This window comes from Pectobacterium atrosepticum (assembly GCA_019056595.1).
In the GTDB taxonomy this organism is placed as follows: Bacteria; Pseudomonadota; Gammaproteobacteria; order Enterobacterales; family Enterobacteriaceae; genus Pectobacterium; species Pectobacterium atrosepticum.
In genome coordinates, this window is the sequence record CP036163.1 from 3,326,460 (window position 1) to 3,345,274 (window position 18,815).

Genomic DNA, 18,815 nt, shown 5'->3' on the forward strand with positions numbered 1-18,815 from the left:
TTACCCTTGACGTTGAGTGAGGATGGTTTCTTCATACTGACGCACCTGTTGCAGCCATTCGCTGCCTGGGATGACGTCATGACGCTGGCAGTAGTGTTCCCACACGGCCTGCCACGGTAGCGATTTTTGCTCTTCCAGCAGGGCCAGACGCGCGGTGTAATCGCCGTTTTGTTCCAGCTGGCGCAGTGTTTCTGTGGGTTCCAACAGCGCGCGCAGCAGGGCTTTCTTCATATTACGGGTGCCGATGACCCAGGCCGCGATGCGGTTGATCGAGGCATCGAAGAAATCCAGCCCGATGTGCACGCGGTTAAGCAACTGATGACGGATGATTTCGTGGGCGATAGCCTGCGTTTCGTCATCCAGCAGCACGACATGGTCGCTGTCCCAGCGTACTGGGCGGCTGACGTGCAGTAGCAGGCGTGGGACGTACAGAATCGCGCTGGAGATTTTGTCGGAAATGACTTCGGTCGGGTGGAAGTGCCCAGCATCCAGACAGAGCGCGGTGCCGCGGCTGGCGGCGTAGCCGAGACAAAATTCGCTGGAGCCGACGGTAAAACTTTCCGCGCCGATCCCGAACAGCTTGCTTTCCACGGCGTCGATATGGTGTGCCTGATCGAGCGGTTCGGCGATGACCTCATCCAGCGCGCTGAGCAGCCGCTGGCGGAACGCCAGGCGATCGATGGTCAAATCTTTCATGCCGTCCGGTACCCAGATGTTCATTACCGATGGCGTGCCGAGTTCACGACCGAAGTAGGCCGAAATCCGGCGGCTGGCCTGACAGTGTTCAATCCAGAAGCGGCGTACTTTTTCGTCCGGGTGCGACAGGGTAAAACCGTCTGCGCTCAGCGGATGAGAAAAGCAGGTTGGGTTAAAATCCAGCCCGAGCTGGTGGCGCTTGGCCCAGGCAACCCAGTTGCTGAAATGCTCGGGGGCAATTTCGTTGCGGGCGACGGGCTGTGCGGATTCCAGATAGATGGCGTGCAAATTCAGCCGTTTGGGGCCTGGGATTAACGCAAATGCCTGTTCCAGATCGGCACGCAGTTCATCCGGTGTGCTCGCTTTGCCAGGGTAGTTGCCCGTGGCCTGAATGCCGCCGGTTAACGGCCCACCGGTATTCTCAAATCCGGCTACATCGTCACCCTGCCAGCAGTGCATTGACACCGGAATCTGATCGAGCTGTTCCAGCGCTGCCTCTACATCAACATTCAGGCTGGCATAACGCGTTTTTGCCAACTGCCAGGCAGCTTCAATAGGTGTGCTCATTGTGTTGTCTCCTTTTTGCCCTGTGGGGCGGTTTCTGGCTGGCTGAGCGCCTGAAAACGACGCCAGTGCCCGGCAAAATCACTCTCCGCACGCGGGGTATAGCGATGCAGAGGGAAGTTATGAGTCAGCATGTGCCGGAATGCGGCAAGGTCGGTGACGGCGCCTAGTGCCATCAGTTGGCAGCCGATATTGCCAAGCGTAGAGGCTTCGACTGGCCCGGCGAGAACCGGAATCTGGCACACATCGGCGCACAGCTGGTTGAGAAAAGCGTTCTGGCTACCGCCGCCGACAATATGCAATTGGCGGATCGGCGCATGGCGTAGCTCACCCAACTCCAGCACCACCTGACGGTAGAGCAGCGCGAGGCTGTCGAAGATGCAGCGTGCTAATTCGGCATCACTTTGGGGAACGGGCTGGCCATGTTCACGACAATAGTCGCGGATTGCCTGATGCATGCATGGCGGATTGATAAAACGATCGTCATTGGGGTTAATCAGACTGACGAAGGCGGGCAACGTGGTGACGGACTGAATCAGCGCGCCTAAATCCTTGATCTCACGCTCCTGACAAACCCGCTGTAGCAGCCACAGGCCCATGATGTTTTTCAGTACCCGATAGGTGCCATCCACGCCGCCTTCGTTGGTGATATTGGTGGCTAGCGCCTGCGGACTGTTAAACGGCGTGTCGCTCTCGATGCCCATCAGCGACCAAGTGCCGGAGCTAAGGTAGGCGCTGTCGCGGCTCTGCAACGGTGCACCGACCACCGCGCTGGCGGTATCGTGCGTCGCGACGGCGGTGACGGGAATCTGGCGACCACTCGGCGCTGTCCAGTTTCCGACGGCGTGCCCCGGCTGCACCGGATCGCTCAACCAGCGGCGCGGGACGCCCAGATAGTCCAGCAGTTCGCCGTCCCAGGTTTTCTTTTCCAGATTAAGCAGTTGGGTCGTGCTGGCGTTGGTATATTCACAGACCAGACTCCCCGTGAGGCGATAGTGAAAATAGTCGGGGATCATCAGCAGATGTTCCACTTTATCCAAATCGTCAGGAGGAGCGTCGCACAGCGCTTTGAGCTGATACAGCGTATTAAACGGCAGGAACTGAATCCCAGTATGCTGATAGATAGCTTCACAACCCAGTTCGGCAGTAACGGCGGCCATTACGCCGTCAGTGCGGTGATCGCGATAGGAATACGGCAGACCGACACGTTGCCCGCTTTTATCGAGTAACACATAGTCCACGCCCCAGCTGTCGACCCCAATGCTATCGGGAGCGATACCCATGGCATCAATTTGCTGCAATCCGGTGAGGATGTCGCGTTCCAGCGCGACGAGATCCCACTGGTGATGGTTGTCCTGAAAAACCAGTGTATTGCTGAAACGGTGAATTTCTTTCAGCGTCAGATGCTGCGTTGCGGTGTGGAAGGTTGCGAGCATGACCCGACCACTGGATGCCCCTAAATCCACCGCCACGATATTCTTCACCGCCATAGCCGCACTCCTTTTGTTGGATGTGTTGCAGTGTAAAGAGCGGTAACAGAAGCCACCTTCCGATGAGTGCCACCTAAAACAGGTGGTTGGCAAAATGACAAAGCTGACCGTGAAAGGGCTCACAGTCTGGGAAATTATTCAGAAAATAACCCTGTAAAAAACAGGGAAAAGGCGGTGTGATCCTTGCCACAGTTCAATCAATTTGGCGGTGCGATCTTAAAAAAAGAGCAGCCAGACGGCGCGAGGGTGACGGTATTTTAAGGTCGGTTTTGTTGCTTCTGACTACTCTTTTTCAAAGGCTGAATGGAGAACCGAAATGACGTTACTTCGTGGTGATGATTTTTTTACTTCGCGTGCCGTGACGGTCGCGGTAGAGCCTCGTACCCCACAGACGGCCTTTCCTGAGCACTATCATGATTTTTGGGAAATAGTACTGGTGGAGCAGGGCGCAGGCGTCCATGTGTTTAACGATCAACCCTATGCGCTGTGCAGCGGGTCGGTGTTCTTTGTTCGCGATAACGATCGGCATCTGTTTGAAGATGTTGAAGGGCTGTGCCTGACCAACATGCTGTACCGCTCGCCGCGTGGCTTCCGCTTCCTGTCTGATATCGCGGCATTTTTGCCGTATGGACCGAACGGCGAGTGGCAAGGGCAGTGGCAGGTGAATGCGGCGGGGATGCAACAGCTGAAACAGTCGCTGAACAGCCTGGCAGGGCTGGCGCAGAGCGATGCGCCGGAGGCGATTGCCGCGAGCGAAAGCCTATTTCTGCAAATTCTGGTGCAACTGCGTCAACACTGTTTCCAGACGGAGGGTAACGGCTCGGAGCGCCAAGGGGTACAGGCGCTGCTGGGGTGGCTACAAAATAACTACAGCGAAGAAGTTAACTGGGGCGGTTTGGCTGACCAGTTCTCGCTGCCGCTGCGTACGCTACACCGCCAGTTAAAACAACATACGGGTATGACACCACAACGGTATCTGAATCGGTTAAGATTACTGGAGGCTCGTCGGCGGTTGCAGCAGAGTGATGATTCCATCACCACTATTGCTCACGCCTGTGGATTTAGCGACAGCAATCACTTCTCGACGCAATTCCGCAAGGCATTCTCGCAGGCACCTAAGTCACTACGCCATCAGGCGTTTTCTCGTGAAGAGTAGGTAACAGCAACTGCGGGTGAGGGAATGGCGACAGCAATTCGGGGTTTGAAATTACAGACTGAAGACTATTTCCTGACTGACAAGAATGCTGTGATGGTTGCCGAACGCCATCCGCAGCCGGTATTTCCTCTGCATCATCATGATTTCGACGAATTGGTGATCGTCTGGCGGGGCAATGGTCTGCACCTCTGGAACGATGTGCCTTACCGTATTACCCGCGGCGATATGTTTTATGTCTCCGCGCACGATCGCCACAGCTATGAATCCGTCCACGAGCTTGAACTGGACAACATTCTCTATATTCGCAATCGCCTGACGTTATCCGCAGACTGGCAAACCTTACTGCCGGGCGGAGAGCTTCCACAAAGCCAGCGGCACTGGTGTTTAGGCTCCGAAGGCATGGATACCATCCGCGAGAAGGTAGACGCACTGACGCAGGAGTGTATGAAATCGGATGCGCTGTCGCTGCAATTGAGTGAGGCGCTGCTGTTGCAGATTGCGCTGCTGGCGGCGCGCTATCGCCATTCGCCAGATAGTCCGCAGTTGGCGGATGCGCACCAGTTGGATATGTTGATGAATGCGCTACGTGCCAGCATTGCTGCGCCGTTTCGCTTTGAAGCCTTTTGCGAACAGCACCACTTCAGCGCCCGCAGTTTACGCTCGCGTTTTAAAGAACAAACGGGAATGAGCGTGCCGCATTACCTGCGCCAATTGCGGCTGTGCAAGGCGATGGAGCTGTTGCGCTACGATCTACAAACTATCGGCGACGTTGCCGCGCTGTGCGGTTTTGAAGACAGCAATTACTTTTCCGTCGTGTTCCACCAGGCATTCGGCGTCTCGCCCAGCGCCTACCGTCAACGCTTCCTGAATGTGGAGTGACTGAGATTTTTTAGTATCGATAGTGATGAATCAATGGATAGTTAATAGTGGTAGCGGCATGCGGCGATCATCATGGCATCATCTGTGATGGCATACACCAGACGATGTGCTTCGGTGATACGGCGCGACCAGAAACCAGCAAGGTTATGTTTAAGTGGCTCTGGTTTTCCTTTTCCTTCAAAAGGTGTTCTGCGCGTCTCTTTTATTAATTCATTGATCTTTTTGACCGTTCGCTTATCGATGTCCTGCCAGTACAGGTAGTCTTCCCATGCTTCTTCTGACCAGATTAGCTTCACTCAATGATATCTCTTTCTTCGCTATTGCCAGCCTTAAGGCTTTCAATTGAATTCATCAGCCTTTTTGCATTTGCTGGTGAACGCAGTAAATATGCTGTTTCCTCTAGAGAATTATACTCTTCCAGAGACATAAGCACGCAGGCCTCACCATTCTGTCGAGTGATCAGAATGGGAGCACGATCTTCGACGGTTTTCATCATTGTCGCTGATAGATTTTGACGGGCTTCGCTGTAGCTAATTGTACGCATCTGTACCTCCTGTTTGTACTTGTCATTGTACAATGATGTTGCGTTTTTAACCACTCAATCCTTCTTCGACAAAACTATTCCGCCACCGTCGAGAGCAGCAGTCGCGTGTAGGGATGCTGCGGTTGGTTGAAGATCTGTTCGACTGGCCCAGTTTCTACGATATCCCCGTCCTTCATCACCGCGATTCGGTGGCTCATATGCTGCACTACGCCCAAATCGTGTGAAATGAACAGCATCGTCAGCCCCAACTGGCGCTGCAACGCCCCCAGTAAATCCAGCACCTGCGCCTGTGTGGTGACATCCAGTGCCGATACCGGCTCATCACAGATCAGAATTTCAGGATCTGAAGCCAGTGCCTGTGCGATAGAGACGCGCTGACGTTGCCCACCAGATAACGCGGTTGGACGTCGAGTCAGTAGATCCGGTGTTAGCCCGACATACTCCAGCAGCGTCAGAATACGCCGCTGTTTTTCATCGTCGCTCAGATCGCGACGCAAGCGTAGCGGCTGGCGTAGAATCTGGGCGACGGTAAATTGCGGATCGAACGAACTGAGCGGATCCTGCGTGATCGTCTGAATGCGGGCTCGTAGCGGTCGGCGTTCGCGTTCCGTCAGCGCACTCCAGGCATTGCCCGCGAGTCGAACTTCGCCGCTGTCCGGCTTTTGTAGCGCCAGAATGACTTTCCCCAGCGTGGTTTTGCCCGAGCCAGATTCCCCGACGATACCCAGTGTTTCGCCCCGTTTAATCTGGAGTGAAACCTGATTGACGGCCTGCATTCGGCTGCCGTCTGGTCGCTTGAACGACACCGCAATCCGATCTGCCGTTAGTGCAATAGTGTCGTCGGTGCTGGCGTGATTTGCTGCCAGCGATGCGGCTGATGGCGTAATGCCGTTCTGTAACGGATCGACACCAGCCAGCCACTTTCCTCGTGTAGAAGCCGTTGGGATCGCCGCCAGTAGCCTGCGGGTGTAGGGATGTGTCGGTGCTGACAGGAGCTGTCGCGCCTCGCCGCCTTCTACCAACGAGCCTTGTTGCATAACGATGACGCGGTCCGCGATGTCTGCAACAACGGCAAGATCGTGAGTGATCAGCAGGACGCCGTGACCAGCCTGTGCTAATGCGGCGAAGACTTTCAGCACCTGCTTTTGCACCGTGGCATCCAGCGCCGTCGTGGGTTCATCGGCAATCAGTAACTGCGGGCCTGCCGCTAATGCAGAAGCAATAAGCGCACGTTGGCGCAGGCCGCCAGACAGTTCGTGCGGATACTGGGCTGCCCGATTCTCTGGGTCAGGAATCCCTGCTTTTGTCAGGAGTTCGGCGACGCGGGCGGGAATCTGCTCACGGGGTAACAGGCGGTGGGTCAAAATCGGTTCAGCAACTTCCTGCCCGATCTTGCGCAGCGGGTCGAGAGACACCAGCGCATCCTGTAAAACAAAACCGATTTCACGGCCGCGAATCGCCCGCCAGTCGCGATCGGTCAGATAGCGTAAATCACACAGGCTGCCGTCATGGCGCGTGAGCTCAATCGCATTGGCCTGTACGTCAACGTTTTCACCGGATAGGCCAACCAGCGTGCGCGCGGTGACGGATTTCCCTGAACCAGACTCGCCGACCAGTGCCAGAATTTCTCCGGCATTCACCTGAAAAGAGAGGTTTTTAACCGAACGAATAGGGCCGAAGGGGCTGGGAAAGGTGACGCTCAAGCCGTCTACACGTAGCAGCGGCGTCTTCGCCGAGGCGTCTGAAGAGGAATGAGAGGAATGAGAAAGTGGGTTCAGGCTCATCGTGCCTCTCCTTTGGCCAAAATAGTCTGTAAACGACGCCCCAGCAGCGTAATGGAAATCACCGACAGTGCCACAACGCTGGCAGGCAGCAGGCTGACCCAGGGCGCGATATCAAGGAAGTTGCGTCCGTCAGCCAGTAGCGCACCCCATTCGGCGGTCGGTGGAACGACGCCCAACCCCAGAAAACTCAGCGCTGAGGCGGATAGCACCGCATGACCGACGCCAATGGTGGCGACAATCAACAGCGGGCGCAGCGTATTGGGGATGATATGGCGGAAGACGATATACAGCGGGTGTTCGCCCAGCGCAATCGCATGCTCGACATAGCCGGATAGCCTGACTTGCAGCACCTGAGAGCGGATCAAACGCGCATAGCCAGCAATCCCCGCCAGACCAACGGCTAGCATGGTGTTTTCCGGGCCGCGTCCCAGTACAGCGATCACCAGCAGCGCCAACAGCAGGTCGGGAAACGCCAGCATGATGTCCAGCAGACGTACCAGAAGCTGACGAATGCGCAGCGGCGCGAGCACCGACAGCGTACCAAACAGCACGCCGCCGAAGCAGGCGATTAGCATCGCGCCTACGCCAATACCCAGCGACAGCGACGTGCCGTGAACGATGCGGGAAAAAATGTCGCGCCCGAGTTGATCGGTGCCGAACCAATAAGTGGCATTTGGCGACTGAAATACCGCGCCCATATCCATTTCATCTGCGGTGCGGCTGGTAAACAGCGACGGAAAAAAGACCGCCAGCGCCAGCAGGGAAACGATAGCGGCAGGCAGCAGCGTCGCCGTGCTCAGCCACGGGCTGCGATAGGTTTTTCGTGATGGTATTTGCGTGAAGGGCATCGGTTCACTACTCATGGGCGCTCGCCTTCTTGCGTAAGCGGGGATCGATGAGGAGGTACAGCGCATCCACCAGCAGATTGATGACGACGAACAGGAAAGCGGATAGCATCACGACGCCCAGCACCAGCGGCATGTCGCGGTTTTCAATTGCACTTAGCGTGACCTGCCCAATACCGGCGCGGCCAAATACGGTTTCGGTCAGCACGGAGCCACCGAGTACGCTTGCCAGCAACGTGCCAGTCAGCGTTGAGGCTGCCAGCGCCGCGTGGCGTAAACCATGACGAAATCGTAATCGAATTTCGCTGACGCCGCGTGTGCGCACGGTTAACGAGAACGGCTGGGAGAGTGCATCTTCCAGACCGTCGCGCAGTACCTGGCTAAGAATGGCGGCAATTGGCAAGCCGAGGGTGATAACGGGCAACACCAGCGACATAAAACCGTCGTTGCCAGTGACCGGAAACCATTGCAGGCGAAAACTGAACAAGCTTAATAGCACGATACCAATCCAGTAGACCGGTGTGCTAAGCAGCGTCAGTTCGAGCCACGATACGGCGGTACGCAGCGGCCCATAGCGGCCCGCGGTGAGTAACGCGCTGGTAATGGCGAGGAACAAAGCCAGTATCAGGCCACCGATCGCCAGCGGCAGGGTTTCTTGCATGGCATCGCTAATCACGCCGCCGACCGGCAGACGATAGAGATAGCTGACGCCAAAATCGCCCTGTAACGCTTGCCAGCAGTAGCGCAAATATTGCACCCACAGCGGCTGATCCAGCCCGAACTGTTTGATGAGTACGGCGCGATAGGCTTCATCCACCACGTTATCGCCGCCGCTGAGAATAGCAACTGGATCGCCGGGAATAAGTTTGACGGCAATAAACGTCAATGTGGCTGCGCCCCAGAGCACAGCCAGAATAGTGAGTAGACGTTTGCCTAACGCGTACAGATTAACGTTTAATCCAGACATCATAGAAGTTCGGTTTTGCGTTTGTCGCCCAGCTTATACCTTGTACCTGTTTTGACAGGCCGAGTTGATAAGCAGGAACGTACAGAGGAACCACATATGCCTGATCGATAACCTCGTTTTGTATCTCGGTATAGAGCTGTTTACGTTCTGCTTCGCCCGCGCCGATGGCTTTTCTCAGTTTGTCGTCCAGCACGCTGATACGCGTAAAGCCGTTACCGTTCGGTGGCGCATAGGCTGAATCGAACACGGTACGCAGAATATCTGGCTCTGCACGCACGAAGAAGTTAGACGCGATGTCGTATTCGTTAGCGTTGGTGCGCGTGGTGAATTCACCCGCATCGACCGGCGTTAACTGGACGTCAAAGCCTGCCTGCTTCACCTGAAACTGCACGGCCTGGAACAATGCGACGTCTGCTGCTTCCACATTGGTGGTGGCGTAGACGAAGCTGACGCTCAGGCGTTTGCCATCTTTGGTGCGGTAGCCCGCGCTGTCTTTCTGTTTCCAGCCTGCGTTATCCAGCAGTTCGTTAGCCTTTTTCACATCGAAGCCCCAGCGTGACGCGACGCTCGGATCGTAGTACAGCGTGGCTGGGCCGAGGACGTTATCGGCGGCTTTCAGCGTACCGAAGAAGGCGACTTTTACCGCTGCGTTGGTATCTACTGCGCTCTGGAATGCCTTACGCACCGCGACATCTTGGAATGGGCCTTTGGTGGTGTTGAGATAGAGTACGCGGTTAACGCCCGGGTTTTCATAGGTAATGACTTCCAGTTTCGGATTGCGCTTCACCGTCGGGAAATTGGCCGGTGGTACGGCGTCAATCGCCTGAATCTGGCCGCTGCTCAACGCACCAAGGCGGACTGAGGCTTCCGGCAGATATTTGAAGACCAAACCATCCAGATAGGCTGGACCGGTATGTTTGGCATAGCCCGGTCCCCAGTTGTAATCAGGGCGTTTCGTCAGCTTGCTGCCGCTGCCTTTCACAAAGGAATCAAGAATAAACGGCCCGGAACCTACGACGGTGTTGCTGGTGTTTGGCGTTTTCTTCAGGTAAGTCGGTGACTGAATGCCCAGATACGGCAGGCTCAGCCCCTGTAACAGTGGTGCAAACGCCGAGCTGTAGTGGATAACCACCGTATAGGCATCCGGTGTTGAGATCTTGTCGATAGGACCTAACAGTGATTTGGCATAGCTGGAGGTGGTTTTGGGATCGAGAATACGCTCAATATTGTATTTCACCGCTTCTGCATCTAGCTTGGTGCCGTCGCTAAACGTGACATCTTTACGCAGATGGAAGGTGTATTCGGTGTTGTCATCGTTAATTTTCCAGCTTTCCGCCAGCCAAGGCGTAAAGCGGTTATCTTCTGCTTGTCCTACCAGTGAATCCACCACGTTGCGGGAAATCAGTGCCGTTACGCCATAGGCCGTAATGTGCGGGTCAATAATCGGCGTATCGCTACCCAGCCCTACATTTAGAATACCGCCAGAGACTGGTTTTTCACCGCTTTGTGCAGCGTAAGCACCGGGATTGAGTGCGAAAAGCAGCGAAAGTAATCCTGCGGCGAGGGTCGTAACTTGCGGGTGATTTTTTTCCATTCCCTGTGTCCTTTACGATGACATGAGGCCATACACGGCGATCTTTTCGCTACTCTAGAGGGCGGCCTTATGCATGTAAAAGAATAAAAATGGATTTTCAATTCCATAAAAATATATATACAAAAGGTCATTAGCCGTTTCTTGAAAACGTGTCTCAGCAAGGGATTGTCTATGATTACAGCGGAATCCGGGTCAGAAAAAATGGCCAGACGTTTCCGATTTATGACGGCGCAGTGTGGCAATTACGTCATCAGGATGGGGCACTATGGGGGATGGCCGCGCTATTTAGGCGTGAGCAGAATGAGTTGCTAAAGTGTTATGGTTTCACAAAAAAATAACCAAACTATTTTATATCGGCTATTTATTGGCGAATTGTTATTCATTCCTCTCGGAATAAATATACATTTTGTATGATTTATCGAATCTAGTTTTTCAATTTTTTCATAAAAGTTTCACAAAAAACAAATTCATGATTTCTTCTTGTTGTTTTATAAAATTTAAAACCTCATTCCTAATAACGAAGTGTACTAGAGAGATTGTTCGATATGTCAATTAACATCTTTATAAGTACATAATACCTATGTAAGAATATAACCTCTAATGGTTAGATTGGTAAAAAAATGAACTTTTTTGAACAAACACCTCCATCTCGGAGACGCTATGGACTCGCTGCTTTTATTGGTTTGATTGCAGGTATTGTTTCATCTTTTGTAAAGTGGGGCGCAGAAAATCCGCTTCCTCCACGTAGCCCTACCGATATGTTTAGTAGTGCTTGTGTTCCTGAATCACTGATTAGAGCTGCTGAGCAAATTGATTGCTCTCGTAATTTTCTTAACCCTCCCTACATCTTTTTACGCGATTGGCTTGGGGTTGTTGACCCTAATGCGGCTGTTTATACTTTTGCCGGCCACGTATTCAATTGGGTTGGTGTGACTCATATTGTTTTCTCTATTGTTTTTGCTTTAGGTTATTGCGTTGTTGCAGAAGTATTTCCTAAAATAAAATTATGGCAAGGGCTGTTGGCTGGTGCGCTGGCTCAACTGTTTGTCCATATGATTTCATTCCCATTGATGGGCTTGACTCCTTCTCTGTTTGTTCTCCCGATGTATGAACATGTATCAGAAATAGTGGGTCACTTGATTTGGTTTTGGTCTATTGAGATTATTCGTCGTGATTTACGTAATCGTATGACTCACGAGCCTGATCCAGAGATTCCTTTGAATGCTTCACGATAAGTCGTGATTTTATTTTAGAGATATAAAATATTGCGATGCTTATTATTTCTGTATTACGGTAAAAATAAGTTCGCAGTAAAAATTGAAATCTATTCCTGAACGCCTTGAGACCCTCTCAGGGCGTTTTGATTTCCTTGGTCATAAACACATCTGAACCGCCCCAGTTTTCCTAGAGAGCCTGTTGCCTGAGCAATCGGGTTGCTACATTCTGATCATTCAGTGAAACGTAATACGCTTTTTTTGCCTTAGCCATCGCGTTCGATGATCGTCTGGTGGCACCGAACACGATGATGAAACGCTTACACGGCCATTCCCAAGCCGACAATATTCGCTGCCAGAATAATCACCACGCAGCCCAGAACCAGCATGCGTACGGGTTTCTGACCCACGGCCTTCCACTCCTTAAATAGCAAGCCGACGATGCCACCGCACAGCACGTAGAAGCTCATGTGCAGCATCCAACTGATATAGGTGTAGTCTGCCGGAATGTTGGCGTGCCCCCAGGCATAGAAGAAAAACTGCAAGTACCACATAACGCCGCCCAGAATGGCGAAGAGCGCATTGGCAATCAGTAACGGTTTAGCCTGTGCCAGATCGGCTTTTAGTGAAATCCCTTTGCAGGTTGCCAAACGGATGAAACAGAAGCCCAGATTGACGATGGCACCACCGCCCATGATCACCACGTAGCTAGGGAGGGCAACATACAGCGAGTTAATTCCCAGCGCCTGTGCGGCGGTGTGCATTGGTTTGGCGGCGTCCATCGCAAAGGACATGCCAGCGGAGAAGACCCCGCACATCACGGCCAGAATCAGCCCTTTTTTCAGGCTGAATTCTTCGGCACGAATACCGAGTGCGCGTTCTTTCAGCAAGCCAGCGTAGCTGACAATCGCGACGCCGATGACTGCGACCAGCACGCCCAGTAGTGTCATTTTCCCACCTGGCGAGCCAAACAAAACCGAGAACTTACCTTGTAGGACGGGCGTCATCAGCGTACCGATAATCAGCGTCACGCCGATAGCGATACCGATGCCCATTGACATGCCGAGGTAGCGCATCGTCAGGCCATAGTTGATATTGCCGATGCCCCACATGGCGCCGAAGAGAAAGATGGGGAGTAGGGTCGCCATATCGAACGAACCGTAATAGCGCCAAAAATCAGGAAGTAGCCACCAACTGATGCTCCAGGGCAGGATAATCCACGAGAAAAATCCGGCGAGTGACCACATGGTTTCCCACGACCAGTTTTTGACCTGCTTAAACGGTGCATAGAAGCAGGCTGCGCTAGCCGCGCCGATGAAGTGCCAGAAAATACCAAGAAGAATAGGATTGCTCATGCGTAACCCCTTGTTTTTACTTTGTGGTAAGCCTGTATTCGGCTCTGAATGTAGAGTGCGGTGTATGATTGCTGCCAGACTTGCTGGCGCTAAACAGTGTAGGGAGGTGAAAAAATGCGCACCTTCAGATGCGTGCCACAAGGGGGGGAGGAACGGCATCGGTTTGAAGGTTGATATAGGCAGGATCACAAAACACGAATTCATCTCTGAGGAGGCGATAGGGTAGAGCATTCCGTGGATGGTGCATTCTGTTCAAGAATTGATTAACACCACAGCAGGTCTTTTCGCTATTATTTCCCTCTTTTCCTCCTGCATATAGTGAGTTATGGAACGTTTTATTGAGAATTTGATGTACTCATCGCGCTGGCTGCTTGCTCCTGTTTATCTTGGGCTATCGCTGGGCTTACTGGCGCTGGCGATTAAGTTTTTCCAGGAGGTGTTCCACGTCCTGCCCAATATCTTTGATATGGCAGAGGCAGATTTGGTGCTGGTGCTGCTGTCGCTGATCGATATGACGCTGGTTGGCGGACTGCTTGTGATGGTAATGCTGTCCGGTTACGAAAACTTTGTGTCGGCATTAGACATCACCGATGGCAGAGAAAAGTTGAACTGGCTCGGTAAGATGGACTCCGGCTCGCTAAAAAATAAAGTGGCCGCCTCGATTGTCGCTATCTCGTCAATCCACCTGCTGCGCGTGTTCATGGATGCCCGTAATATCCCGGATAACAAGCTGATGTGGTATGTGATTATCCATTTGACGTTTGTGCTGTCTGCGCTCGTCATGGGGTATCTGGATCGCATGTCGCGTTACGAAAAAAGCAAAACAGCATAATCAACGCCGCACGGTTTGCGTAGCCAGAAGAAAGAACAGATCCTATTGTTAACGAAGTGATTTCATCAATGCGCTTTGTCTAATGGAGGATATTATGACGCAAATCGATCGCATCAACCGCCGTGTGGTTTTGGCTCAACGCCCGCACGGGGCGCCTACACAAGATAATTTTCGTCTGGAACAACAGGCTGTACCATCCGTAGATTCGGGGCAAGTGCTGCTGCGTACCGTGTTTCTTTCTCTCGATCCCTACATGCGTGGCCGCATGAGCGACGCGCCTTCTTATGCCAAACCGGTCGAACTGAATGACGTGATGGTCGGTGGAACCATCAGCCGCGTGGTTGAGTCAAAACATCCGGATTATCAGACGGGCGACTGGGTGTTGTCCTACAGCGGCTGGCAGGATTATGCGATTTCTGACGGTAAAGGATTAACCAATCTGGGGCAGTCGCCGACTAATCCTTCCTATGCGCTGGGTATTCTGGGCATGCCGGGCTTCACTGCTTATATGGGGCTGACGGATATCGGCCAACCGAAAGCGGGTGAAACATTGGTAGTGGCTGCTGCGACGGGTCCTGTCGGCGCGACGGTTGGCCAGATCGGGAAACTGAAAGGCTGCCGGGTTGTCGGTGTGGCTGGTGGGGCGGAGAAATGTCGCTACGCGGTTGAGGTTCTTGGGTTTGATGTTTGTCTCGACCACCGGGCTGATGATTTTGCCGAACAACTGAAGCAAGCTTGCCCACAGGGCATCGATATCTACTTTGAAAACGTTGGTGGGAAAGTCTTCGACGCGGTGCTGCCGCTGCTGAATACCTCGGCGCGTATTCCGGTGTGCGGATTAGTCTCTGGCTACAATGCCACAGGGTTACCTGATGGCCCAGACCGTTTACCGCTGCTGGCGGGGACTCTCCTGAAGAAGCGTATTCGCATGCAGGGGTTCATCATTTTTGATGACTATGGTCATCGTTTTGACGAATTCTGGAAAGAGGTTTCGCCGTGGGTTGCGCAAGGCAAGATCAAATATCGGGAAGAGATTGTCGACGGTCTGGAAAATGCCCCGGAAGCTTTTATCGGTCTATTACATGGTCGCAATTTCGGTAAGTTGGTGATCAGAATCGGGCCGGATGCCTGATACGCCGAACTCGCCGCTGCGGCGGCGAGGCTTAACATAGAGTGAAACGGATATGAAAATTCCATGAATAATAAAGTAAAACAATAAGATAAGTAATTATTCTGGCTGTGCTCTTTTTGACAAAAAAGAAGGGATGGATAAAGGAATGATGATGAAGTTTAAAAAAGCATCAGCATCAGCATCAGCATCGGCTCTCGGTACTTCACAGAAATCTGCAACTGAGTCGCCATCTATCATCCATTCATATTCGATGGTAGAAAAAGCATTGATTAAAAAAAAACATAAAGCGGCATAGGTATAAAAATAGACGTTGTAGATATAGCCGGTTTTTCTTAACAATTATCAATCACCCAGCCGTGTTTAGCCGCATATTAATGATGTTTTTTTATAACCCCAGGCTACTATGCGAAGGGGGTATGGTTTTTTTAGCAAAAATTAAATCTAATATAAAAACTCCAAAAATAGTAAAACAATAAAATAATATAAGTAATTGCCCTAGCTAAACTTTTCTTTACAATGAAGAAAGGGATAGATAGCGGGATAATAATAAACGAAAAGAAACCATCGGAGTCGCCTTCAGGTATCTCACAGAGATTTATTATTTCTACCCCATCAACCATCCCTTCGTAATCTCTTATTGACGTGATCAATATAATCAAAGCGCAGAGAGTGGAATAAAAATAAAATAGAATATTGTAAGTTATGTTGCTATAGTTTGGCATGTAAGAGTTCTCGTAATTTTAATTACTGTCACTATTCTGGGGCGGAGTCGTAACCTCATAAAGCAGTTTTGTTATTTTTTCTCGATGGTTTAGCATCGATCTACCGTATGACGTCCAGTCCCTTACTTCTATCAAATCTTTTTCTGCATTTATCGATCGAATCAAATCACTACGACTACGTTGAACACCTCTATTGTAGCGCGCACCCGCTAAGATGAATTGTTCGTCGGTTAGATTCAACGTGTCAGTACCGGGATAGTCATAGTTGATTAACTCGTAAAGATGGCGCGCGACCATTGTCAGGTTAAAATTATCCTTATTTAAGCAGATGGAGATGTATGTTGCTTCAGCATTCCTTAGTGCACTGGGATTCTTGCCGAAAATTTCGGCAACCACCCTAATTTGCATGGCGATAATACCTATTGATGTTTTCTCTGGGGACGGTATGATTTTTTCCTTTCCTGGCCAGCCACTGTAAGAATGCACCACCTGCCTGCCAAATAATGTTGGATACTTGAAATAGTCAACCATTCCTCCGGCTTCTGCATGGGCAACCGATGCGAGAAGAATAGAAGATATTTTATATTGTCGGGCGATCTCTTTTATTTTTTCTCGATGGAAAACGATATAGCCATCTTTGTATTTGTTTAAATAATCATCACCACCAAATGTTTTCCACCAAGCAGCATCAAGCGAAGACCAGCGCGGATAGTTCTTTCCCCAATCGGAAAAACTAAGGTCGCATTCGTCGATAATATCATTGAATTTATTCATGGTTTATCAGTACATATTTTCAGTTAATATGCTGTACCCCGATGTACCTGCAATATTGTGTTGGCAGGTAATGCTTTCATAACGCAGGCTTAGGGTTTCAAACGGTTGCATATCGTTATGCGTCAATGAATTAGGATTTTGATTAGAGAGATTGACAATAGAGGCATCCCTCAATGTTATTGTCATGTAGTTCTCTTGTGTCCCGCTGGCGGAAGTGCGGTAATATCTCAACTCAACTTCTAATAGTTCATTATTGGCGATGCTGGTTAGGACTAGCGGTGTGGATTTATCAACGGCTTTGGTCACGGAAAAGGGGTGATGATTGACGTGTCGATCTCTTGATAGATCGTAATTTGTCGCATAAACAAAAATTTCATCTTCGTGACCAGAAATATGTTTATTTCCTACCGAGTCGATACTTAAACATCCTTCAGAAATTAATCCCTGAATTTTACCCGTTATCTTCATGAAAATAGAATTAGCCATTCGTGTAACTCCCTGTTAAAAAATCCTTGTTGGAGTCGTTATAACGTAAATTTCTTTTAAATAAAAGAGAGGACTGGTTTTTAATCAATATTCGGATTTGGTTTAGGAGGGAATGCTTTCAAAAAATAGTTAATTATTTGTTTTTAATGATAAATTTATGGCGGAGAGAAAATATTTCTTGTTATCATGCTAATTATATTTATATGACTAATTACATCATATAAATGAGCTAATATTAGCTGATTAAATAACACGCTGGCTAATAGTTGATTGCTAATTTAATTAAAAATAAACGTTATTGAGGTAACTCGCCACCTAAGCAGTGAGGTTTATTATCCATTATATACCCGTCATACTTCAAGCTGCATGTACGTTGGCTTCTCTTACTCACCTCAGTCACTTACCTGTGTAAGCTCCTGAGGATTCGTGCAGTTGCCGCGTTACGAGGCCCATACATGTGCCTCGCCCTAAAGGGCCAACGCTTTGCGTTGTTCAAAACGTTAACGTTTTGTCCTGAAAATCGAATTATTGGGGGTATAGATCTATTACTTACCAGCACTAAGCCAGTCTGGCAGATCGTGTAATCCCATTGCCTGACGGACCAGTGTGGGTTTAATTCCGGGTAGTTTGTCCGCCAGTACCAGACCGACATCACGCAGCAGCTTTTTCGCCGGATTGTCGCCGTCAAACAGTTCACGGAATCCCTGCATGCTGGCAAGCATCACGGCGGCGCTGTGCTTGCGGCGGCGTTCATAGCGTCGCAGATAAAGGTGCTGGCCGATATCTTTACCCTGCGTCTGCAAGCGCTTCAGCTCGGCAATCAGTTCGGCGACATCCATGAAGCCCAGATTGACGCCTTGTCCTGCCAGCGGGTGGATGGTGTGTGCTGCGTCGCCGACCAGCACCAGCCGGTGCGCGGCGAAGCTGCGTGCATAACGTCCCATCAGCGGGAAAGTCTGACGCTCGCTTTCCAGTTCACACAGCCCCAACCGCATATCAAACGCCATCGCAACCTGACGGTTGAATTCCTCCACTGGCAAGCTTTGCATCGCCAGTGCCTGCTCCGGCGAAAGTGACCAGACAATCGAACAGAGGTGCGGATCGTCCAGCGGCAGAAACGCCAGAATACCGTCGCCATGGAATGCCTGACGTGCTACGGACTGATGTGGGTGTTCGGTACGAATATTGGCGACTAGCGCGTGGTGGCCGTAATCCCAAAAGGTCAGCGGAATATCCGCATGCTGACGCAGCCATGAATGTGCACCGTCAGCGCCGACCACCAGTCGGGCAGTCAGCATGCTGTCGTCCTGCAGCGTAATAAAGGCTTCGTTCTCACCCCAGGCGACCTGTTTTAATGACGTAGGGGAGAGCAGGGTGATGTCGCTTAGTTGGGAGGCGCGTTGCCACAGTACTTGTTGAATCACTGGGTTTTCAATGATATGCCCAAGATGGGAAAAGCCGAATTCTTCACCGCTAAAGCTGATTTTTCCGAAGCTGTCTTTGTCCCAGACTTGCATATCGTTGTAAGGGCTGACGCGCTGCGCCACGAGATTCTCCCAGACGCCAATATGACGAAGAAGACATTCGCTGGCGGCATTGATAGCAGAGACGCGCAGCGCATGATCTTTCCCGAGAGGCTGAATCTCGGCTGCCTGTTTTTCCAGCACGGCGATGCGCAGGCCGCTACCCTGTAGGCCGCAGGCGAGCGCCAGACCGACCATACCGCCACCGGCAATAACCACGTCGAATGATTGCATTTCCGTATTTTCCTGTTGGCGAGC

General features: G+C 51.3%; 19 protein-coding genes and 1 pseudogene. 6 read left to right on the top strand and 14 right to left on the bottom strand.

The features are described 5' to 3' along the window. Positions 1 to 1,263 (bottom strand): L-rhamnose isomerase, encoded by a 1,263-nt coding sequence (locus DCX48_15775; GenBank protein QXE15853.1) that lies wholly within the window; start codon positions 1,261 to 1,263, stop codon positions 1 to 3. After that, on the bottom strand, positions 1,260 to 2,750 hold the full coding sequence (locus DCX48_15780) for a rhamnulokinase (GenBank protein ID QXE15854.1): 1,491 nt from the start codon (positions 2,748 to 2,750) through the stop codon (positions 1,260 to 1,262). Before DCX48_15780 ends, DCX48_15775 begins: the two co-directional genes overlap by 4 nt. 316 nt (positions 2,751 to 3,066) lie before the next feature. On the opposite strand from DCX48_15780, the gene rhaS reads away from it, so the two are divergent. Then, positions 3,067 to 3,906 (top strand): HTH-type transcriptional activator RhaS, encoded by an 840-nt coding sequence (gene rhaS, locus DCX48_15785; GenBank protein ID QXE15855.1) that lies wholly within the window; start codon positions 3,067 to 3,069, stop codon positions 3,904 to 3,906. 24 nt (positions 3,907 to 3,930) lie between these two features. Beyond that, positions 3,931 to 4,785 (top strand): helix-turn-helix domain-containing protein, encoded by an 855-nt coding sequence (locus tag DCX48_15790; protein QXE15856.1) that lies wholly within the window; start codon positions 3,931 to 3,933, stop codon positions 4,783 to 4,785. A 41-nt stretch (positions 4,786 to 4,826) separates the two neighbouring features. Here the strand turns inward: DCX48_15790 and DCX48_15795 are convergent, their stop codons facing one another. From DCX48_15795 to DCX48_15820, 6 genes are all read right to left on the bottom strand, one after another. Continuing rightward, entirely contained in the window at positions 4,827 to 5,081 is a 255-nt protein-coding gene (locus tag DCX48_15795; protein ID QXE15857.1) for a Txe/YoeB family addiction module toxin, read from the bottom strand. Continuing rightward, positions 5,078 to 5,329 (bottom strand): YoeB-YefM toxin-antitoxin system antitoxin YefM, encoded by a 252-nt coding sequence (locus DCX48_15800; protein QXE15858.1) that lies wholly within the window; start codon positions 5,327 to 5,329, stop codon positions 5,078 to 5,080. Before DCX48_15800 ends, DCX48_15795 begins: the two co-directional genes overlap by 4 nt. Positions 5,330 to 5,403: 74 nt before the next feature. Continuing rightward, complete coding sequence (locus tag DCX48_15805; GenBank protein ID QXE15859.1) at positions 5,404 to 7,113, bottom strand: ABC transporter ATP-binding protein; 1,710 nt, start codon at positions 7,111 to 7,113, stop codon at positions 5,404 to 5,406. Beyond that, positions 7,110 to 7,976 (bottom strand): ABC transporter permease, encoded by an 867-nt coding sequence (locus tag DCX48_15810; protein QXE15860.1) that lies wholly within the window; start codon positions 7,974 to 7,976, stop codon positions 7,110 to 7,112. The genes DCX48_15805 and DCX48_15810 overlap by 4 nt, the downstream gene beginning before the upstream one ends. Then, positions 7,969 to 8,928, bottom strand: a complete 960-nt coding sequence (locus tag DCX48_15815) for an ABC transporter permease (GenBank protein QXE15861.1) — start codon at positions 8,926 to 8,928, stop codon at positions 7,969 to 7,971. Before DCX48_15815 ends, DCX48_15810 begins: the two co-directional genes overlap by 8 nt. Continuing rightward, complete coding sequence (locus DCX48_15820; GenBank protein QXE15862.1) at positions 8,906 to 10,519, bottom strand: ABC transporter substrate-binding protein; 1,614 nt, start codon at positions 10,517 to 10,519, stop codon at positions 8,906 to 8,908. The genes DCX48_15815 and DCX48_15820 overlap by 23 nt, the downstream gene beginning before the upstream one ends. Before the next feature lie 149 nt (positions 10,520 to 10,668). Here DCX48_15820 and DCX48_15825 point away from each other — a divergent pair, with 149 nt between their 5' ends. Next, positions 10,669 to 10,857 carry an MEKHLA domain-containing protein gene (locus DCX48_15825; protein QXE15863.1) on the top strand — a complete coding sequence of 63 codons (189 nt, stop codon included), beginning with the start codon at positions 10,669 to 10,671 and terminating at the stop codon, positions 10,855 to 10,857. A gap of 282 nt (positions 10,858 to 11,139) precedes the next feature. Beyond that, complete coding sequence (locus DCX48_15830; protein ID QXE15864.1) at positions 11,140 to 11,754, top strand: DUF1440 domain-containing protein; 615 nt, start codon at positions 11,140 to 11,142, stop codon at positions 11,752 to 11,754. A 299-nt stretch (positions 11,755 to 12,053) separates the two neighbouring features. Here the strand turns inward: DCX48_15830 and rhaT are convergent, their stop codons facing one another. Beyond that, positions 12,054 to 13,088 carry an L-rhamnose/proton symporter RhaT gene (gene rhaT / locus DCX48_15835; GenBank protein QXE15865.1) on the bottom strand — a complete coding sequence of 345 codons (1,035 nt, stop codon included), beginning with the start codon at positions 13,086 to 13,088 and terminating at the stop codon, positions 12,054 to 12,056. A 325-nt stretch (positions 13,089 to 13,413) separates the two neighbouring features. On the opposite strand from rhaT, the gene DCX48_15840 reads away from it, so the two are divergent. Both DCX48_15840 and DCX48_15845 read left to right on the top strand, forming a co-directional pair. Beyond that, positions 13,414 to 13,920 (top strand): TIGR00645 family protein, encoded by a 507-nt coding sequence (locus DCX48_15840; GenBank protein QXE15866.1) that lies wholly within the window; start codon positions 13,414 to 13,416, stop codon positions 13,918 to 13,920. Between the two features lie 94 nt (positions 13,921 to 14,014). Further along, positions 14,015 to 15,052 carry an NADP-dependent oxidoreductase gene (locus DCX48_15845; protein ID QXE15867.1) on the top strand — a complete coding sequence of 346 codons (1,038 nt, stop codon included), beginning with the start codon at positions 14,015 to 14,017 and terminating at the stop codon, positions 15,050 to 15,052. A gap of 31 nt (positions 15,053 to 15,083) precedes the next feature. On the opposite strand, the pseudogene DCX48_15850 reads toward DCX48_15845, so the two are convergent. The 5 genes and pseudogenes from DCX48_15850 to DCX48_15870 form a co-directional block, all read right to left on the bottom strand. Continuing rightward, positions 15,084 to 15,391 (bottom strand): annotated as a pseudogene (locus tag DCX48_15850) (DUF2645 family protein). 86 nt (positions 15,392 to 15,477) lie between these two features. Then, positions 15,478 to 15,774: a DUF2645 family protein gene (locus DCX48_15855; GenBank protein ID QXE15868.1), complete on the bottom strand. Its 297-nt coding sequence runs from the start codon at positions 15,772 to 15,774 to the stop codon at positions 15,478 to 15,480. Between the two features lie 18 nt (positions 15,775 to 15,792). Next, positions 15,793 to 16,548 carry a hypothetical protein gene (locus DCX48_15860; GenBank protein ID QXE15869.1) on the bottom strand — a complete coding sequence of 252 codons (756 nt, stop codon included), beginning with the start codon at positions 16,546 to 16,548 and terminating at the stop codon, positions 15,793 to 15,795. A 6-nt stretch (positions 16,549 to 16,554) separates the two neighbouring features. Beyond that, positions 16,555 to 17,034, bottom strand: coding sequence for an Hcp family type VI secretion system effector (locus tag DCX48_15865; GenBank protein ID QXE15870.1), 480 nt, complete (start codon positions 17,032 to 17,034; stop codon positions 16,555 to 16,557). A gap of 545 nt (positions 17,035 to 17,579) precedes the next feature. Continuing rightward, positions 17,580 to 18,791 (bottom strand): FAD-dependent 2-octaprenylphenol hydroxylase, encoded by a 1,212-nt coding sequence (locus DCX48_15870; GenBank protein QXE15871.1) that lies wholly within the window; start codon positions 18,789 to 18,791, stop codon positions 17,580 to 17,582. Between the last annotated feature and the right edge of the window lie 24 nt (positions 18,792 to 18,815).

Bases quoted from the DNA above. Each gene is read 5' to 3' on its own strand.
- DCX48_15775 (QXE15853.1), bottom strand. From the start codon at position 1,263: ATGAGCACACCTATTGAAGCTGCCTGGCAGTTGGCAAAAACGCGTTAT.
- DCX48_15780 (QXE15854.1), bottom strand. From the start codon at position 2,750: ATGGCGGTGAAGAATATCGTGGCGGTGGATTTAGGGGCATCCAGTGGT.
- rhaS (QXE15855.1), top strand. From the start codon at position 3,067: ATGACGTTACTTCGTGGTGATGATTTTTTTACTTCGCGTGCCGTGACG.
- DCX48_15790 (QXE15856.1), top strand. From the start codon at position 3,931: ATGGCGACAGCAATTCGGGGTTTGAAATTACAGACTGAAGACTATTTC.
- DCX48_15800 (QXE15858.1), bottom strand. From the start codon at position 5,329: ATGCGTACAATTAGCTACAGCGAAGCCCGTCAAAATCTATCAGCGACA.
- DCX48_15805 (QXE15859.1), bottom strand. From the start codon at position 7,113: ATGAGCCTGAACCCACTTTCTCATTCCTCTCATTCCTCTTCAGACGCC.
- DCX48_15810 (QXE15860.1), bottom strand. From the start codon at position 7,976: ATGAGTAGTGAACCGATGCCCTTCACGCAAATACCATCACGAAAAACC.
- DCX48_15815 (QXE15861.1), bottom strand. From the start codon at position 8,928: ATGATGTCTGGATTAAACGTTAATCTGTACGCGTTAGGCAAACGTCTA.
- DCX48_15820 (QXE15862.1), bottom strand. From the start codon at position 10,519: ATGGAAAAAAATCACCCGCAAGTTACGACCCTCGCCGCAGGATTACTT.
- DCX48_15830 (QXE15864.1), top strand. From the start codon at position 11,140: ATGAACTTTTTTGAACAAACACCTCCATCTCGGAGACGCTATGGACTC.
- rhaT (QXE15865.1), bottom strand. From the start codon at position 13,088: ATGAGCAATCCTATTCTTCTTGGTATTTTCTGGCACTTCATCGGCGCG.
- DCX48_15840 (QXE15866.1), top strand. From the start codon at position 13,414: ATGGAACGTTTTATTGAGAATTTGATGTACTCATCGCGCTGGCTGCTT.
- DCX48_15845 (QXE15867.1), top strand. From the start codon at position 14,015: ATGACGCAAATCGATCGCATCAACCGCCGTGTGGTTTTGGCTCAACGC.
- DCX48_15855 (QXE15868.1), bottom strand. From the start codon at position 15,774: ATGCCAAACTATAGCAACATAACTTACAATATTCTATTTTATTTTTAT.
- DCX48_15860 (QXE15869.1), bottom strand. From the start codon at position 16,548: ATGAATAAATTCAATGATATTATCGACGAATGCGACCTTAGTTTTTCC.
- DCX48_15865 (QXE15870.1), bottom strand. From the start codon at position 17,034: ATGGCTAATTCTATTTTCATGAAGATAACGGGTAAAATTCAGGGATTA.
- DCX48_15870 (QXE15871.1), bottom strand. From the start codon at position 18,791: ATGCAATCATTCGACGTGGTTATTGCCGGTGGCGGTATGGTCGGTCTG.